At 71.5% G+C, this 16,461-nt stretch carries 22 protein-coding genes; 8 read left to right on the plus strand and 14 right to left on the minus strand.

The window, feature by feature from the left end; translation table 11 throughout:
* Positions 1-27: 27 nt before the first annotated feature.
* Genes ACFVV5_RS11530 through ACFVV5_RS11540 form a run of 3 tightly spaced genes read right to left on the minus strand, consistent with a single transcriptional unit; the run spans position 28 to position 2,412 of the window.
* Positions 28-723 carry a response regulator gene (locus ACFVV5_RS11530; RefSeq protein ID WP_387243625.1) on the minus strand — a complete coding sequence of 232 codons (696 nt, stop codon included), beginning with the start codon at positions 721-723 and terminating at the stop codon, positions 28-30.
* Positions 720-1,886, minus strand: coding sequence for a sensor histidine kinase (locus ACFVV5_RS11535; RefSeq protein ID WP_387243628.1), 1,167 nt, complete (start codon positions 1,884-1,886; stop codon positions 720-722). The genes ACFVV5_RS11530 and ACFVV5_RS11535 overlap by 4 nt, the downstream gene beginning before the upstream one ends.
* A 7-nt stretch (positions 1,887-1,893) precedes the next feature.
* Positions 1,894-2,412, minus strand: coding sequence for a hypothetical protein (locus ACFVV5_RS11540; protein ID WP_387243631.1), 519 nt, complete (start codon positions 2,410-2,412; stop codon positions 1,894-1,896).
* Positions 2,413-2,533: 121 nt separating this feature from the next.
* On the opposite strand from ACFVV5_RS11540, the gene ACFVV5_RS11545 reads away from it, so the two are divergent.
* A complete protein-coding gene (locus ACFVV5_RS11545) occupies positions 2,534-3,400 on the plus strand; it encodes a spermidine synthase (RefSeq protein WP_387243634.1) in 867 nt (288 codons plus the stop codon).
* Positions 3,401-3,411: 11 nt separating this feature from the next.
* On the opposite strand, the gene ACFVV5_RS11550 is transcribed toward ACFVV5_RS11545, so the two are convergent.
* Genes ACFVV5_RS11550 through ACFVV5_RS11565 form a run of 4 tightly spaced genes read right to left on the minus strand, consistent with a single transcriptional unit; the run spans position 3,412 to position 6,181 of the window.
* A complete protein-coding gene (locus ACFVV5_RS11550) occupies positions 3,412-4,314 on the minus strand; it encodes a biotin-dependent carboxyltransferase family protein (protein WP_387243637.1) in 903 nt (300 codons plus the stop codon).
* Positions 4,311-4,946: an allophanate hydrolase subunit 1 gene (locus ACFVV5_RS11555; protein ID WP_387243640.1), complete on the minus strand. Its 636-nt coding sequence runs from the start codon at positions 4,944-4,946 to the stop codon at positions 4,311-4,313. The genes ACFVV5_RS11550 and ACFVV5_RS11555 overlap by 4 nt, the downstream gene beginning before the upstream one ends.
* On the minus strand, positions 4,946-5,692 hold the full coding sequence (locus ACFVV5_RS11560) for a LamB/YcsF family protein (protein WP_387244145.1): 747 nt from the start codon (positions 5,690-5,692) through the stop codon (positions 4,946-4,948). Before ACFVV5_RS11560 ends, ACFVV5_RS11555 begins: the two co-directional genes overlap by 1 nt.
* Positions 5,693-5,740: 48 nt before the next feature.
* The gene (locus tag ACFVV5_RS11565) at positions 5,741-6,181 is read right to left on the minus strand and encodes a MarR family winged helix-turn-helix transcriptional regulator (RefSeq protein ID WP_387243643.1); all 441 of its coding nucleotides are present in this window, start codon (positions 6,179-6,181) and stop codon (positions 5,741-5,743) included.
* 100 nt (positions 6,182-6,281) lie between these two features.
* Here ACFVV5_RS11565 and ACFVV5_RS11570 point away from each other — a divergent pair, with 100 nt between their 5' ends.
* A complete protein-coding gene (locus ACFVV5_RS11570) occupies positions 6,282-7,358 on the plus strand; it encodes a hypothetical protein (RefSeq protein ID WP_387243646.1) in 1,077 nt (358 codons plus the stop codon).
* Positions 7,359-7,377: 19 nt separating this feature from the next.
* Here the strand turns inward: ACFVV5_RS11570 and ACFVV5_RS11575 are convergent, their stop codons facing one another.
* On the minus strand, positions 7,378-7,986 hold the full coding sequence (locus ACFVV5_RS11575) for a CGNR zinc finger domain-containing protein (RefSeq protein WP_387243648.1): 609 nt from the start codon (positions 7,984-7,986) through the stop codon (positions 7,378-7,380).
* A 21-nt stretch (positions 7,987-8,007) separates the two neighbouring features.
* Here ACFVV5_RS11575 and ACFVV5_RS11580 point away from each other — a divergent pair, with 21 nt between their 5' ends.
* Both ACFVV5_RS11580 and ACFVV5_RS11585 read left to right on the plus strand, forming a co-directional pair.
* Positions 8,008-8,421 carry an SRPBCC domain-containing protein gene (locus ACFVV5_RS11580; protein WP_387243651.1) on the plus strand — a complete coding sequence of 138 codons (414 nt, stop codon included), beginning with the start codon at positions 8,008-8,010 and terminating at the stop codon, positions 8,419-8,421.
* Positions 8,422-8,435: 14 nt separating this feature from the next.
* Positions 8,436-9,047, plus strand: coding sequence for a GNAT family N-acetyltransferase (locus tag ACFVV5_RS11585; protein WP_387243655.1), 612 nt, complete (start codon positions 8,436-8,438; stop codon positions 9,045-9,047).
* A 32-nt stretch (positions 9,048-9,079) separates the two neighbouring features.
* Here ACFVV5_RS11585 and ACFVV5_RS11590 read toward each other — a convergent pair whose 3' ends face one another.
* From ACFVV5_RS11590 to ACFVV5_RS11615, 6 genes are all read right to left on the minus strand, one after another.
* Positions 9,080-9,604, minus strand: a complete 525-nt coding sequence (locus ACFVV5_RS11590; protein WP_387243658.1) for a SprT-like domain-containing protein — start codon at positions 9,602-9,604, stop codon at positions 9,080-9,082.
* 108 nt (positions 9,605-9,712) lie between these two features.
* A complete protein-coding gene (locus ACFVV5_RS11595; protein WP_387243661.1) occupies positions 9,713-10,177 on the minus strand; it encodes a hypothetical protein in 465 nt (154 codons plus the stop codon).
* A 187-nt stretch (positions 10,178-10,364) separates the two neighbouring features.
* On the minus strand, positions 10,365-11,555 hold the full coding sequence (locus ACFVV5_RS11600; RefSeq protein ID WP_387243664.1) for a PQQ-dependent sugar dehydrogenase: 1,191 nt from the start codon (positions 11,553-11,555) through the stop codon (positions 10,365-10,367).
* 109 nt (positions 11,556-11,664) lie between these two features.
* Positions 11,665-11,967, minus strand: coding sequence for a DUF427 domain-containing protein (locus ACFVV5_RS11605; RefSeq protein ID WP_387243667.1), 303 nt, complete (start codon positions 11,965-11,967; stop codon positions 11,665-11,667).
* 42 nt (positions 11,968-12,009) lie between these two features.
* Positions 12,010-12,651, minus strand: a complete 642-nt coding sequence (locus ACFVV5_RS11610) for a hypothetical protein (protein WP_387243670.1) — start codon at positions 12,649-12,651, stop codon at positions 12,010-12,012.
* Complete coding sequence (locus ACFVV5_RS11615) at positions 12,648-13,148, minus strand: EVE domain-containing protein (RefSeq protein WP_387243673.1); 501 nt, start codon at positions 13,146-13,148, stop codon at positions 12,648-12,650. The genes ACFVV5_RS11610 and ACFVV5_RS11615 overlap by 4 nt, the downstream gene beginning before the upstream one ends.
* Positions 13,149-13,290: 142 nt before the next feature.
* Between ACFVV5_RS11615 and ACFVV5_RS11620 the strand changes: the two genes are divergently transcribed.
* From ACFVV5_RS11620 to ACFVV5_RS11635, 4 genes are all read left to right on the plus strand, one after another.
* Positions 13,291-13,710, plus strand: a complete 420-nt coding sequence (locus tag ACFVV5_RS11620; protein WP_387243676.1) for a YciI family protein — start codon at positions 13,291-13,293, stop codon at positions 13,708-13,710.
* Between the two features lie 32 nt (positions 13,711-13,742).
* Positions 13,743-14,993, plus strand: coding sequence for an RNA polymerase sigma factor (locus tag ACFVV5_RS11625; protein WP_387244148.1), 1,251 nt, complete (start codon positions 13,743-13,745; stop codon positions 14,991-14,993).
* A gap of 114 nt (positions 14,994-15,107) precedes the next feature.
* Positions 15,108-15,650, plus strand: coding sequence for a hypothetical protein (locus ACFVV5_RS11630; protein WP_387243679.1), 543 nt, complete (start codon positions 15,108-15,110; stop codon positions 15,648-15,650).
* Positions 15,647-16,321 carry a DUF1684 domain-containing protein gene (locus tag ACFVV5_RS11635; RefSeq protein WP_387243682.1) on the plus strand — a complete coding sequence of 225 codons (675 nt, stop codon included), beginning with the start codon at positions 15,647-15,649 and terminating at the stop codon, positions 16,319-16,321. Before ACFVV5_RS11630 ends, ACFVV5_RS11635 begins: the two co-directional genes overlap by 4 nt.
* Positions 16,322-16,461: the final 140 nt, after the last annotated feature.

Consider the following 16,461-nt stretch of genomic DNA (forward strand, 5'->3'; position numbering starts at 1 on the left):
GCGCGCCGCCCGACACGAGCGCTCGGCCTAGGAGCGGACGAGTGCGATGGCCTGAGCCCGGTCGCGCACGGCCAGCTTGGCGAAGATCGCGTTGATGTGGGTCTTGACCGTGGCGACGCTGACGAAGAGAGTCGCGGCGATCTCGCCGTTGCTCAGGCCGTCGCCGACCAGCGAGAGCACGTCGGCCTCGCGCGGGGTCAACTGCGGGAACCGCCCGACCAGGGCATCCGCGGGCGTCGTCGGCGGGTGGACTGCGACGGAGGTGAGACTGCTCACGAGCAGGGCGCCGACTTCGGGCGCGAAGGTCGACTGGCCGCGGGCGACGGCCCGCACGGCGGCGGCCAGCTCGGCGCGGCCGGCATCCTTGGTGAGGTAGCCGCGGGCCCCGGCGCGGAGCGCTCCGAGGATCGAGTCGTCGTCGGCGAAGGTCGTGAGCACGAGGATCGCCGTGCCCGGCACTTCGCGGACGATGCGCTCGGTCGCTCCGACACCGTCGAGCACGGGCATCCGGAGATCCATGAGCACGACATCCGGATGCTCCGCCACGGCGAGCGCGACCGCCTGCTCGCCGTCGGCCGCCTCCCCCACGATCTCGATGTCGGGCAGCAGGGAGAGCACCGTCGCCAGACCGTCGCGGATGATCGCCTGATCGTCGGCGACCACCACCCGGATGACCGGCTCGGCGGCACCCGCCGGCCCGGCGCCACCCCGCTCGGCGCTCACAGCGCGGCCTCCGCGGTCACGACGAACCGGTCGCCGCGGACGCCGGCCGAAGCCGTGCCGCCGAGCGGGAGGGACGCGAACCGCTCGCGCATCCCGTCGAGACCGTGGCCGCCGCCCGTCCGGCCCAGAGACGGGTGCGCTCCGTCGGCGAGAGGATTGGAGACGGTGAGGCGCACCCGGCCGTCCTGCCCCCGCTGCGGAGCGAGCCAGTCGAGCGCCACCCGGATCGGCTCGCCGGGCGCGTGCTTGCGGGCGTTGCTCAAGGCCTCCTGCAGGGCGCGTTCCAGGGCGGAGGCCTGAGCATCGGAGAGCGGCACCGGCTCCCCCGCGACCGTCAGATCGGCGACGGCTCCGAGCGACCGGTGGGCGGCGAGCAGCTCGGCGACGGAGGCCGCGAAGTCGTCGGGTGAGACGGGTTCGCCCGCGGGCGCACCGTCCGGGCCGCGCAGCGCCGCGACGGCACGGCGGGCCTCGCTCAACCCCGAGGCTGCCAGGCCCCGGGCATCCGTCACCCTCCTGCCGGCCTCGCCGACATCGCCCGACTCGAGCAGGGCCTCCACGGCATCGAGCTGGATGACCAGACCGCCGAGGCTGTGGGCGAGCACGTCGTGCAGGTCCCGCGCGATCGCCACCCGCGACGCCTCCTCCCGCAGGGCGACCTCCTGTTCGCGCAGTTCGGCGGCCTGCGCCTCCGACTGCCGGAACTGCCGGCGGCTTAGCCCGGCGAACATGGCCAGGAGGACCCCGCCCATCATCGCCAGCACCGCGGCGACGGACGAGCCGAACGGCACCGCTCCTACTGCGATCAGCGCGATCGTCACCAGCGAGAGCCCGAAGCCGATCACGATCGGCGTGCCGACCGAACTGACGACCGCGAGCACCCCCACCGCTGCCGGCACCACCGCGACCCCGTTGGTCGGAGCGGCGACCAGGCCGCCGGCGAGCGCGGCGACGACGCTCAGTGCGACGGCGGTCCGGCCGGCACCGGACAGGAGCACGACGATCCCGCGGGCGATCCACGCTGCGACCGAGACGAGGGCGACGACGAGCACCCAGGTCGGCCGGCCCTCGGTGTCATCGACGATGAGCGAGTAGCCGACGACGACACCGCCGACCAGGTTGAGCGCGAAGGCCAACCAGTTCGGCGACGTCGAAGTGTTCACGCCTCCATCATGCTGTGACAGCGGCGTGCCGATCGAGTCGGCTCGCGAAGACGACCGTGCGGGCGGCACGGTTGGCGGCGAGCATCAGCAGGATGACGCCGGTGGAGGCGGCCAGATGCGAACCGGCCATGCCCGCTGCCACATCGATGCCGATGCGTACCAGGATCACCAGGACCCAGAGCATCAGCCCCCAGCCGCCGGTGCGCGACTCGTAGGTGGCGAGGTCGCGTCCGTCCCGGCCGGTGGCGACCGGCTCCGGCAGGCGGCGGAAGTGCGCGATCGCGCCCATCCAGGCACCGATGCCGAGTGAGATGGCGACCTCGACGACCAGGACCGACAGGTCGAGCGGGGTCAGAGACGTCGGTTTCACCGTGTCGGCGAGCATCACGATCGCGACCAGGGCCATGATGGCCGGCACCCGCCACATCCGGGCGATGGAGACGGGATGCCAGGTCAGCTGGCGGAACCCGATCCACCCGATCAGCACAATGATGAGGAGCGCGTTTCCGAGCATTTGGAGCGTCATGGGACTGGTGCCTTTCGAAGTCGTCGGGCCGGGACTGCCGGCGCTCTTCGAGTCTCGCGACAGCGGGCCGGCGGCGGCACCACCCGCGGGTGGAGACGCGGGTGGAGACTAGGCTGACTCCGTGGCAGAGAATCCGTCGGTCGTCCTGAAGGAGAGCGGATACCGCGCCGTGATCGAGCCGGATCGCTTCGTGCCCGGGTCGTTCCAGCTGGTGGTCGACGGCACGCCTCAATCGCATGTGAACCTGGACGACCCGACGCAGCTGTTCTTCGAGTACATCCAGCGCATGGGCAATGTCATCGACCTGATCGGCGAGCCCGGACAGCCGATCACGGCGGTGCACCTCGGGGCCGGCGCACTCACCCTGCCGCGCTACATCGCCTACACCCGTCCGGGCTCGCGCCAGCAAGTGGTCGAGCTCGAGAGCAATCTCGTCGACCTCGTCCGTGAGAACCTCCCCTTGCCGCGGTACGCGCAGGTGCGCATCCGGCACGGCGACGCCCGCGAGGTGGTGGGCAAGCTGCCCGGCGGACTGCGCGGCTCGGTCGATCTGCTCGTGATCGACATCTTCAGCGGGGCCCGCACGCCCGCCCACGTGACGAGTGTCGAGTTCTACCGCTCGGCGGTGTCGCTCCTCGCGCCCGGCGGAATCGTCCTGGTGAACGTCGCGGACGGGCCGCCGCTCACCTTCGCCCGCAGCCAGGTGGCGACGCTCGGCGCGGTCGTCGAGAATGTGGCAGCCCTGGCCGAGACCCAGGTGCTCAAGGGCCGCCGGTTCGGCAATGTGGTGCTGGTGGGCTCGAATGCGTCGCTCCCCCTCGACTGGCTGCCGCGGCTGCTGGCGGGTGGCCCGCATCCCGCCAAGGCCGTCGCCGGCGCCGAGCTGAAGGCGTTCGCCGCCGGCGCGCCCGTGGTGACGGACGCGACCAGCGTGCCCTCTCCGCCGCCCGCGCGCAGCATCTTCCAGTCCGGCACGCGCCGCGACTGACCGCGCCCGGGTCAGGCGTGGCGGAAGGCGACGCGCTGGCCGGGGCGCAGCTGCGCGAAGAGGTCGAGCGACGCGTCGGTCACGACGGCGATCACCGGGTAGCCGCCGGTCACCGGATGGTCGGCGAGCAGCACGGTCGGACGCCCATCCGGCGACACCTGCACCGCTCCGGTGATCATGGCCTCGCTGGGCAGCTCGCTCAGGATGGCCCGCTCGAGCGCGGGCGACGGCCGGGGCTCGGCGCCCGCCCGGTGTGCCGGAACACGCACCGGATCGAGCCGCGCCCCCACCCGGTTGCCCTCGGCGCTCAGCTCCCATTCGCGCCCGTAGAACGCCTCGATCGCCGACGGCAGGAACCAGTCGGCGCGCGGTCCCCGGTGGGCGCGAACCTCGACGACCCCCTCGGGCAGCGGTGCGACGGGGACGAAGTCGAGCAGCGGCACAGGCACGGCCGGATGCTCGCCGACCGGCACGACGTCGCCCGCCTGCAGCCGGCCGGGCCCGAGCGCCGACAGCACATCCGCTGAGCGCGACCCGAGCGAGCGCGGAACGTCGACTCCTCCCCGCACCGTGAGGTAGCTGCGGACCCCCGAGACCGGCAAGCCGATCCGCAGAGTCGTGCCCGCCTCGGCAGAGACGGCGTCATGGGGATCGACCGGGCGTCCGTCGAGCTCGAGCACTCCGAGGGCGCCGGTGACCGCGAACCAGGCGGGCGCCTCGAACCGCGCGGCGAAACCGCCGAGCAGGATCTCGATCCCCGCGCATCCCTCGTCGTTGCCGAGCAGCCGGTTGCCCAGGCGCAGTGCCCCGCGGTCCAGTGCGCCGGACGGGCTGACGCCGATGTCGGCCAGCCCGGGCCGGCCGAGGTCTTCGATCACCGCGAGCGGGCCGGGGTCGAGGATGCGCACGCTCACGTCGCCTCCACGAAGCGCACCGTCGTTCCGGGGGTGAGGAGGGCGGGATGCTCGGAGGGCGCGGCGTCCGCGTTCCAGAGCACGGCATCCGTCGTGCCGATCAGCTGCCAGCCGCCGGGGCTGGAGCGCGGATAGACTCCGCTGAACTCTCCGGCCAGCGCCACGGAACCTGCGGGGACCGCGGTGCGCGGCGTCGCCCGTCGCGGCACCACCAGGCGGTCGTGGTCGGTGACGAGGTAACCGAAGCCGGGCGCGAACCCGCAGAAGGCGACGCGCCAGACGGATGCGGTGTGCAGCGCGATCAGGTCGGCTTCCGGCATCCCGAGCAGGGCGGCGACGGCGCCGAGATCCTCGCCGTCGTAGCGCACGGGGATGTCGACCGCCGGCCGATCCGCAGCGGACGACGGCCCGTCCGGGGTCGCGGCGGCGATCCAGCTGTGGGCGGCGCTGAGCGGGAGCACGGCGGGGTCGACGGTGACACCGATGGTGCGCGCGGCGGGCACGAGGTCGACCACGCCGGCCGGCCGCGTGCGCGCGAGCTCCTCGTAGAGGGCGAGCACCTCGTCCATCCGGGCGAGCTCGACGAGCAGCGCACCGGCTCCGTACGTCAGGATGCGGCGGCCATCCGGCATCAGAACGCCTCCACCCGCACTCCCGCGGCGGCGAGGGCCGAGCGGACCGCAGCGGCCATCGTCACCGCGCCGGGGGTGTCCCCGTGAACGCACAGCGAGTCGACCTCGACCCCGATCTCGGTGCCGTCGGCGGCGGCGACGGAGCCGTCGACCACGAGGCGGACCGCGCGCACCGCGATCTCGGCGTCACCGGAGAGGACGGCGCCCGGGCGTCCCCGGGGCACCAGTGTCCCGTCGGCGAGGTAGCCCCGATCGACGAAGGCTTCGCGCACGAAACGGAGCCCGGCATCCTGCGCCTCGTCGGCCACGGCGGAGCCCGCGAGGCCGAGCAGCGGCAGCGCCGGATCGAAGTCGGCGACGGCGCGCACGACGGCGCCGGCCTGCGCACGGTCGGCGACGATGCGGTTGTAGAGCGCCCCGTGCGGCTTCACGTAGGCGACGCGTGTTCCGGCGACCCGGGCGATCCCGCTCAGAGCGGCCAGCTGGTAGAGGACTTCGCCGTAGAGCTCGTCGCCCGGGACATCCATCGCCCGGCGCCCGAAGCCGGCGAGATCGCGGTACGAGACATGCGCGCCGACCGTGACGCCGTTCTCGGCCGCGAGCCGGCAGGTGGCGAGCATGGTGGAGGCGTCGCCGGCGTGGAAGCCGCAGGCGATGTTCGCGCTGGTCACGAGCCGGAGCATCGCGGCGTCGTCGCCCATCGTCCAGGCGCCGAACGACTCACCGAGGTCGCTGTTGAGGTCGATGGAACGGTCCACGCCTCCATTGTGCCGAACGCGGGCGCGTTGCGCCGGTCAGTCGTCGCCGATGTCGTTGTACCGCTCGAGCATCCGTGCGAAGTTCTCGATGTCGGAGGCGGCCCAGCCGGAGAGCCGCTCCGTGAGGGCGGCGAGCACGGTGTCGGAGGAATCCCGCATCGCGCTCTCGCCTGCTGCGGTGAGGTGGAGCGCCTGCCCACGTCCCCGTCCGGGCGCGCCGGCGTCGGCGGTGGCGATGAGCCCGAATTCGGCGAGCGCGCCGAGCTGTCGCGACACGGTGGAGCGGTTGAGCCGGAAGTGGGCGGCGATCTCGACGGCTCGACAGCCGGGGTTGGCCGCGATGTAGCTGAGGAGCGACTGGTCGACGAACGACAGGGCCTCATTCTCGCGGCGCACCCGGGCGGTTCCCCGCCGGGCGATCGTGGTGAGCTCCTCCTGGACCCGGGCGATCGACGTGTCGCGGCTGGCGGCGTTCATGGCCCCAGCCTAGCGCTCAGGTTGCATTGCGCAACATAGGGTTGTAGGTTGCATTGCGCAACTCTGCGCCCTCCGCCTTCTCTCCCCAGACAGGACCTGCATGTCCGCTCACCGCGTCTCACCCCTGCTCCCCCCGGTTCAGCGCCCCCGGTTCTGGCCGTCGGCGAACCTGTGGAAGTCCCTCGGCTCCCACCTCCTGATCCCCGTCTTCTTGGCGGCCGGAATGGCGCTCGCCTACCTCGGAGCCTTCCACCAGCCCGAACTGCACGACCTCCCCGTCGCCATCGTCGGCCAGGGACCCGCGGCGCAGGTGTTCGCCCAGACCCTGAACGACAAGGCGCCGGCCGCCCTCGACGTCACGACGGTCTCGACCGCGGCGCAGGCGCGCGATCAGGTCGAGCACCAGAAGCTCGCCGCCGCCTACGAGGTGGATGCGACGCACGCGACGATCATCGTCTCGTCCGCCTCCTCCGAGACGATGGCGTCGGCGGCTGAGAAGATCTTCCTGCCCATCGCGTACGAGCAGCAGCTGCCGGTGACCGTCGACGACGTGCGACCCGTGGGAGAGCACGACCTGACCGGCCAGGGCCTCTTCTTCCTGATGGTCGCACTGAGCGTGGGATCGTATGCCAGCGCGATCGCGATCTCGGCCGTCACGGCACGGCTCCGCATCGGCTGGCGCGTGGCCGTCTGCGCCGCCGTCTCCTTCGTGATCGCCGGCATCGGTGCGATCGTCGCCGGTCCGATCTTCCAGGTGCTCGACGGCAACGAGTGGAGCATCTGGCTGCTGGCCTCGCTCTACGTCTTCGGCATCGTCACGATCGGCGTGGGCCTCCACCCGATCATCGGCAAGTGGACGACGCCGGCGCTGACCCTGCTCTTCGTCATGCTCAACGTCACCACCTGTGGCGGAATCTTCCCCCAGGCCATGCAGCCGGCGTTCTTCGCCGGGCTCAACACGTTCTGGAACGGCGCCGCCTGGCTGGATGCTGCGCGCGCGCTGACCTACTTCCCCGGCCAGTCGTTCGGGTTCGACGGGCTCCGCCTGGCACTGTGGGCGACGGCGGGCATCCTGCTGATCGGTGTCAGCCACCTGCTCAGCGTGCGCCGCCGTCGCATCGCCGACGAAACGGTCGCCGTCACGGCCGACGAGGAGGAGTCGGTCGTCGCCGCGTGAGCCGCGGGCGGGCGGTGGTCTACTCGGCCGCCGCCCGCGCGCGGTGCGCACGCACCTTCGCCCGGTTGCCGCAGCGCTGCATCGAGCACCAGCGACGGTTGCCGCTGCGCGACGTGTCGAGGTAGACGAGCCGGCAGTCGTCGGCCGAACACTCCCGGATGCGGCCTCCCCCCTCGGAGCCGAACAGGCGCACGGCGTCGCGCGCGATGGTTCCGAGTGCTTGATGCGGACGGGCGTTGGTGCGGCCGGCCTGGCGCGCGCCGCCGGAGAGCACGGGCGGGATGTCTGGGGTGGCGGCGAAGAGGTTGACGATGTCGACGTCGTCGGGCGCGAGCGTCTCGCCCACGCTGGACTGCCGGGCGAGCCGCCCGATCGCGGAGCGGAGGGTGCTGGCGTCGGTGAACTCGCGCCCGCCGGCCGTCGGGGCCACGTCGGGGAAGCGCTCGGTCAGCCACTCGTTCAGTTCTCTGGCATCATGGACCGTCTCCCACTCGCGCCCGGTGCGGTCGAGACCGCCGGTGTACGCGAAGTCGAGGGCGAGCGAGCCCGAGTCGAACCACCAGTGCTGGCCGTCGTCCGAGTCGAACCATTGCCCGGTACCTCGGGGGAGTATCGCTTCCGTCGCCATGTAACCAATATAGTCGGTTACATGATCGAGACAGAAATCACCCCTGTCGGACTCACCCGCGACACCGGCTGGGAACTCGGAGCCCGCCGAACGGTCGCGGCGCCGCTCGGAGCGGTCTGGAGCCACCTCATCGGCGCGGGCCTCCCCACCTGGCTGGGAGACGCGACGCTGCCCCACGAGCCCAAGGCGTCCTATCGCACGGCCGACGGGACCATCGGCGAGCTGCGCGTCTTCACCCCCGAGCGGCGGCTCCGCCTCACCTGGAGGCCCGACGGCTGGACCCACGACAGCACGCTGCAGCTCACTGTGGTCGCCGCCGCGAGCGGCACCACCATCGGCATCCACCAGGAACGGCTCGCATCCGAGGCCGAGCGCACCGAGCTGCTCGCGCACTGGCACGCCGTGCTCGACCGGCTCGAAGCCGAGCTCGCCTGAGCCATAATGAGCGGATGATCGCGACCCGCCCCGACCCCTCGCGTCCGCTCGACGGTGCGACCGTTCGCCTGCGCGCCCTCGAACGCGAAGACCTTCCCGAGCTGTTCGACGCGATCGGGCATCCGGAGGTCTTCGCGGGCGGCTGGGGAGGCGGAACCGCCGCCTACCGCGACACCTACGAGGAATGGCACGAGTTCATCCTCGGCTACCTGCAGTGGGGCGCAGGCAACGTGTACGTCGTGTGCCTCCGCGATCACGCGGACCGAGTGGTCGGGACGACGACGCTCGGCGACTTCGACCTGGCGAACGGGGCGGCCCACATCGGATGGACGGCCTACGCCCCCGAGGTCTGGGGGACGCGCGTCAACGCCGAGACGAAACGACAGCTGCTCGGAACGGCGTTCGACCACGGGTTCGAGCGCGTGAGACTGCAGGCCGACGTGCTCAACGAGCGGTCCCAGGCGGCCATCCGGCGTCTCGGGGCCACGCCGGAAGGCGTGCTGCGGCACACGCAACGACGTGCCGACGGCAGCTGGCGCGACACCGCGGTGTTCTCGGTGCTCCGGGAGGAATGGCCGGCCGTGCGGGCGAACCTCGACGCACGACTGGCGGCGCCGGTCGCCTGATTCGCTGGAGCCGGCGGCCCAGACCGGACGGCTCAGGCCCGGCGGCGCTCCAGGTCGTCGCCCTCGCTCGCGGCGGAGGCCGCCATGCGCCGCTGCGCCGACGTCACTTCGCGGTGCTGCCACGAGATGAGATTGGCGGCGTCGAAACGACGTGAGCAGGCACCGCAGGCGAGGGCGCGGGCCGGCTTGCGATAGCGGTAATGCGTGTGGCCGTTGGGGCAGGTGCCCACCCACGGCGCCAGGTCGTCCGCGATGGCGCCGCCGTGCAGCCGCTTGCCCTCGTAGCCGAGCTGCAGGGCGATGGAACGCCAGCGAGGACCGTGCCCGGCCCGCGACCCGGCGAGCGCGTGCGCCACCTCGTGCAGGAGGATCTGGTGGATCTCGTCGTCGTCGTAGCGCGAGGCCAGGTAGCGCGAGACCGTGATGCGCTTGGCGGTGTAGTTGCAGAGCCCGGCGCGCGTCTTGGCGTTGTCGAAGTCGAACGCCCACACGGTCTGGTCGAGATGCAGCGCGATCAGGGCATTCGCCCACCGTCGCACCCGATCGAGTTCGGCCATCAGCGTTCTCCACCACAGTGCGGGAGGGCGCCGACGGGTTCCATCATGTCCCGCATACTACGCGTTGACGTCACCGGCCTTCCAGAGCCCGCGCACGACAGAACGGGATCAGTCGGCATCGCGATCGGATTCCGGGGACCCTTCCGCCCTGCTCTCGTCGAGGAACGACTGGACGACGGCAACGGCGATCAGCGAGCTCTCGATGTCGCTCGGCGAGGCGCCCATCTTCTCGCGCAGGAACACGGCTGCGGTCACGTCGGCGAGAGCGTTCTCGTAGTCTTTGGCGTCGAAATGGGCTTTGCCGCGGTTCTGCACCGCGAACGCCTCGAGGGCGGTCCACTCGTGGGCGCGCGCCTCGTCCACGCAGCCGGTGAGCTCGGTGATGGCCTCGTCGATCTTGCCCTGGAACTGCAGCACCTGCGCACGGCGCACGCGAGCCCCCAGCAGCTGCTCGCGATCGCCGGTGAAGCGCGCCTGCCGCACGGCCTCGTTGGCCACGACCATCGCCTCGTCCAGCCGGTTGAGCAGGCGCAGCAGCACAGCCTTCTCGTTCAGCGCGCTCAGGCTGCGCATGCTCCCCAGCTCGTCGAGTCGCAGGCCGGCCGCACGCAGGTCGACGCGCTCGCGGAGGGTGGACGGATCGTATCCGAGGATGATGCTCAGGGTTCTGCTCCAGATCGTGGTTGGCCCCCAGACTAACCCGCATCCCTGGATGCCCGGCCGTCTGTGCGCCGCGTCGGCGGACTCGTCCGCCCTTCCGTCATCCGGGGCGCTTGAACGACTGCGCCGCGACCAGCGGAACCTGAATGAGCTTGTCGTCGCCGTCGCGCGGGTTGCCGCGCCCATCGGTGTTGTTCGTCAGGATCCAGAGCGAGTCGCCATGACTCACCACGTCGCGCAGCCGCCCGAACGTGCCGTCGAAGAAGGCCTTCACCGTCACTGGGGCATGCCCGGCCGTCGACCAGACCGTCCACAGCCGCTCCCCGCGCAGGGCGGCCAGGAAGATCGTGTCGCCCACCACCGCGAGACCGCTCGGACTCGCCTGGTCGGTCGGCCACTGGTAGACGGGGTCCGTGTACTTCGGGTCGTGCCCGATGCCCTCCACGTCGGGCCAGCCATAGTTGGAGCCCGGCGTGATGATGTTCAGCTCGTCCCAGGTGTTCTGCCCGAACTCGCTCGCCCACATCGTGCCGCGCGAGTCCCAGCCGATGCCCTGCGGGTTCCGGTGCCCGTACGACCACACCGGGGAGCCGGGGAACGGGTTGCCGGCCGGGACGCCGCCCTCGGCCGTTACCCGCAGGATCTTGCCCGCGAGCGACGAGACATTCTGCGCGTTCGCCGAGTCGCCGGCGTCGCCTGCGGTGATGTAGAGCATGCCGTCCGGACCGAACGCGAGACGGCCCCCGTCGTGGTTGAAGGCCTTCGGGATGCCCGTGATCACGTCCTCCGGGGCGCCGAGCTCGTAACTCCCGGGAACACCGGTCAGCGGCATCCTCACCACGCGATTATCGTTCTCGGTCGTCTCGTATGCGTAGAGGAACGGGGGCGCTGACACCTTCTGCACGGCCAGGCCGAGCAGGCCGCCCTCTCCGTCGTGAACCACACCCGGGACGGTGCCCGCGGTCCGCAGCTCGCCCTGCGGCATCCGCTCGAGCACGGTGCCGTCGTCACGCTGGCTGATCAGCGTCGAGCCGCTGGCCAGGGGCACGATCGACCAGGGCGCCTGCAGGCCGCTCGACAGCGTCGTCGTCTGATCGCCGGGCTGCCACGGGATGGCCGGGATGGCGATCGCGGTGCTGGTCGGTGTGGGGCGCGGTGTCGGCGTCGCGGTGTTCGTCACGCGCGGCGTCGGCGTCGGCGCGGAGCATCCGGCCAGCACGGCGATCGCGGTCACGGCGGCCACGACGGTCGTCGCCGCGACGCGGACCCGCACAGTCGTGACTCGCACCATGTCGCCGCCTCCCTCGTGACTGCGTGGACCGTGGTGGAATCGTAACCCCGACGCGAGAAACCCCTCCCGATCGGGAGGGGTTTCTCGGTGAGGGACGGTGCGGGGGCGTCTACTCGACGACCTGCACGTCCTTCCAGAACGCGACGTAGTTGCTGTAGTCCTTGCCGACGCGGTCGAAAGAGCTCGGATACGGCGTGGGATAGCTCCACGCGCGATCCTGAAGCAGCGCCTCGCCGTTCTTCACGGAGAAGTACTGAGCCTCTCCCTTCCAGGGACAGGTGTAGGGCGTGGCACTGTGCTCGAGAAGGTCGGTGTTCACGCTCGACGGCGGAAAGTACCAGTTTCCTTCGATGTGGATGAGTTCCGACTTCGGGGCTTCAGCGATGACGGTGTCGTTCAGAACAGCTTTCATGGGTAATACCTCCTGCGTGCCGGAACGCGAGAGGTGGACCGATCATTCCGCGCGTGTCACGCCTCGCAGGATCGTCACAGCCGACTCCGAGTCGAGCCGCCCGAACGGCGCCACCTCGGCGGGGGTGAGCCCGGCGGCGATGTGCTCCTGGCCGGAGACGGACGCTGTGAGCAGATGCGCGACGGCGCCGCGCAGGCCGGTGAAGGCGGCGCACGCGGCGGCGGCCTCCGGGGACGAGTAGTCGATGCCGACGGCGGCCAGCGCGTCGATGATCGCTCCGGCGGCGAGCTGGTCCTCCACAGCGAAGCGAAGGGCTCCGGATGCGCTGCTGCCGCCTGCGGCCACGATCGAGATCAGCGCGCGGCGTCCGAGGGCCACCTGCTCGTCGAGGACCCAGCCAGCCACGGCGGAGGCGGTGGTGAGCCCGCCCGCGACGACGGCCGCGGCGGCGGGGATGCCGGGCAGCGCGAGCGGGTCGGTCACGGCGACGGCGTCGTCCGACCCCGGGGCCGGCGCGAGCACATCCACCCACACCACGACGTCGGCATCGGGCGCGATCGCCGCCGCGCCGTCGGCGCCCCAGTCGAACCGGAGCTGGTACTTCGCCTGGGTGCGGGAGGCCGGGACGGCCGGCGTGGCGGCGTGCTGCGAGCTGGCGTGCTGATCGGTGGCGTGCTGGGTCACCGGGCCATCGTAGCCCGGCGCGAGCGGGCGCCCCGCTGCGTTTCGTCGGGTGACGGGCGGCGCATCTGCCGGCGGATCAGGTCGAAGTCGTGCCGCGAGATCTCGATCAGGCCCAGACGGAGCTGATAGCCCCAGTTCGGGTTCTCGCGTGTGAACTCGAGCACGGGCAGCAACGGCCGGATCGGCGCCGAGACGGCCTCGTGCTCGAACTCCACCCGCCGGCGCCAGGGGCGGAAGTCCCCCGCGGGGCCGCGCATCGTGGGCCCCTGGGTGAGCTGGTACACCTCGTCGTCGGCGATGCGGCCGATCGCCGTGAACTCCTTGAGCGGCTCGCCGTCGGGATACGACGTCTTCGGCGAGTAGTACACGAAACCGTCGGACGCGTGCATCCGCTCGAGTGGCGCCTTCGCCCCGTGGTTGACCTGGGCGATGCCCGCGGCCACACCGCGCAGCACGTGATCGCGCTGCACGACTCCCAGCCAGTACCGGATCGCCATGGTCCAGTTCTAGCGCATGCCACCGTCACGCCGTCAGACTGGACCCACGCGATTCCGCCGGCGATGTCGAAAACGGCCTCGCCCGTTCGACGTGATGGTAGAGGGCGGGTCAGCCCTCCACCACGACAAGGAGACGATCACCATGAAGTACATGCTCATCCTCAACGCGACCGAGGAGACCGAGAACGCCACCGGAGCCGCGTCGAGCGAAGACCTCGACAAGATGGGCGCGTACAACGACGAGCTGATCAAGGCCGGCGTCCTGCTCGCCGGCGAGGGACTGCACCCCAGCTCGGCGGGCGCCAGGGTCGAGTACGCCGGCGACGACCGCGTGGTCACCGACGGCCCGTTCACCGAGACGAAAGAGCTCGTCGCCGGTTTCTGGATCATCCAGGCCGCGACCAAGGAGGAGGCGCTCGAGTGGGCGCGCCGCATCCCGCTCTCCGACGGACGCGTCGAGGTGCGCCGCGTCTTCGACGTCTCGGAGTTCGACCAGGACAACGAGTACGTCCAGAAGGAGAAGGCGTGGCGCGAGGAGCACGGCGAGTCGCGCACGGCGTGAGCCCGGACGAGGAGGCGGGCGCGGGCATCCGGATGCACGCGGCCGAGACGCAGCGCACGATCGAGGCGGTCTGGCGCATCGAGTCGGGCAAGCTCATCGCGGTGCTCGCCCGCCTCGTCGGCGACGTCGGCGTGGCCGAAGAGCTGGCGCAGGATGCCCTCGTCGCCGCCCTCGAACAGTGGCCGGACTCGGGGGTGCCCCGCAATGCCGGAGCCTGGCTCACCGCGGTCGCCAAACGACGCGCCATCGACGGCTGGCGGCGGCAGGAACGCCTCGGCGAGCGGTACGCGCAGCTCGCGCACGACCTGGAGATCGAGAAGGGCGCCGACGATCCCGCCCTCGCCGCCGAGGAGACGATCGACGACGACCTCCTCCGTCTCGTCTTCATCTCCTGCCACCCCGTGCTCACGAAGCCGTCGCGGGTCGCCCTCACGCTGAAGCTGCTCGGCGGCCTCTCGACGGAGGAGATCGCCCGGGCGTTCCTCGCCCCCGTCTCGACGATCGCGCAGCGCATCGTGCGGGCCAAGCGCACACTGACGGCCGCGCGTGTGCCGTTCGAGGTGCCCGACCGCGCGGAGTTCCCAGCCCGCCTCGGGTCGGTGCTCGAGGTCGTCTATCTGATCTTCAACGAGGGGTACTCGGCCACGGCCGGCGACGACTGGATGCGCCCCGCACTCTGCCAGGAGGCGCTGCGGCTCGGCCGCGTCCTCGCCGAGCTCACGCCGCGGGAGCCCGAGGTGCACGGGCTGGTCGCGCTCATGGAGTTCCAGGCCTCCCGCCTGGGAGCCCGCACCACCGCGTCGGGCGAGCCCGTTCTGCTGCAGGACCAGGATCGCGGACGCTGGGACCGCATCCTGATCCGTCGCGGCGTGGACGCGCTCGCGCGCTCCGAGAAGCTGGCCCGAGGTCGCGGGCCGTATGCGCTCCAGGCCGCCATCGCCGCCTGCCACGCCACGGCGCCGACCGCCGACGCGACGGATTGGGAGGAGATCGTCGCGCTCTACAGCGCCCTCGCCGAGCTGAATCCGTCGGCCGTGGTCGAGCTCAACCGGGCGGTCGCGCTGTCGATGGCGTACGGTCCGGAGGCCGGGCTCGAGGTGGTCGACCGGCTCGTGATCGACGGGGCCCTCTCGGAATACCACCTGCTGCCGAGCGTGCGCGCCGACCTGCTGGTGCGGCTCGGACGAACCGCCGAAGCCCGGCAGGAGTTCGAGCGGGCGGCCGCGCTCACGTCCAACCAGCGCGAGCGCACCCTTCTGCTGGAGCGGGCCGCGGCCTGCTGATCCGGTCGGCCGTCGACGGGTCCGGCGACCGATCCGGTCAGCCGTCGACGTTCGCGAGCAGCGAATCGGCGGCGCGACGGTGCTCCGGCGTTCCGGATGGGCGACACTTGGTGCATGCGCGTTCTCCTCAAGTTCACGCTGGATTGCGATCCGGATGCGGCCTGGCGCGCTCTGCAGAGCCCGACCGCTTTCCGTGAGGTGGCGCTGCCCTGGCTCGACTTCCGCTCGGAGGACCCGGGCGGTTTCCCGACCGTGTGGGGCGGCGGGGAGCACCGCGTGAGCGTGCGTGCACTCGGCGCTTTCACGGTCGGCACGCAGGCGATCCGGCTCACGACGGGCGGCGCGCGCGAACCGGGGGTGCGCATCCTGCGCGACACCGGCGGCGGCACCGGAGGGCTGCTCTCGGCCATCCCGCACCTCGACCACAGGATGGCGATCGCGCCGGACCCGGCCGGACCCGACGCCGACGGCCGGATGCGGACCCTCTACCGCGACCAGCTCATCGTGCGCGCCGGTGTGCTCACCCCGGTGGCCTGGTACACGCTCTGGGCCTTCTGGCAGTGGCGCGGGCTCCGCCTCCGCCGGCTGGCGCCGACCTGGGCCTACGATCCCCCACAACCCGAACCCGAACCCGAACCCGAGGAGCACACACCATGACCGACGCCGAGATCGGATCCCCCGAGATGGCGGCCCGCGCCGTCACCGCAGTGCACATCGCCGACTGGCGACGCCGGGTGTTCGGGCTCTACTCGTCGGTGCGCCAGCTGGCGGCGACCGACCCCGTGGCCGCCCACGCGCACTGGATCTCCTGCCGCAACGACCTCTTCTCGTCGCATCCGGCCACCCCGCTCCTCCCCGAGGACCGCGACCAGTTCACCGGACTGCCCGTGATGCCGTACGACCCGGAGTGGCGGTTCGAGCTGCCGATCGTGCCCGCCGGAGAACCCCGGCGGATGGACGTCGAGACCGGAACGGACGGGGTCGTGCCGTTCGAACTGCTCGGCACCGTGCGGGTCCCGTTCGCGGGAACGCTGGATGTGTGGCGGCTCACCTCGTACAGCGGCGGGCTGTTCGTGCCGATCAAGGACGCCCTGGCCGGCAAACACGGCGGCACCTACGGCGGCGGCCGCTACCTCATCGACACGGTGAAGGGCGCGGACCTCGGCATCGACGCCTCCGACGGCGAGGCCACTCTGGTGCTCGACTTCAACTTCGCGTACAACCCGAGCTGCGCGTACGACCCGGCGTGGGCGTGCCCGCTCGCCCAGGCGGGCAACACGCTCCCGATCGAGATCCCCGTCGGCGAGCGCTACTCCGGCATCTACTGACCCCATCGCCACGCTCCTGAATACAGGAGTTTCCGGCCTGTGCCGACCGCCGGCTCCTGAGAACAGGCGGGATTCGGTTGGTAAAGACGGAGATCTCGGGCGACACGCCGGTCAGCAGAGGCAGGCGACGAGATTCCGGC

Source organism: Leifsonia sp. NPDC058248, assembly GCF_042881905.1.
Classification (GTDB): Bacteria; Actinomycetota; Actinomycetes; order Actinomycetales; family Microbacteriaceae; genus Leifsonia.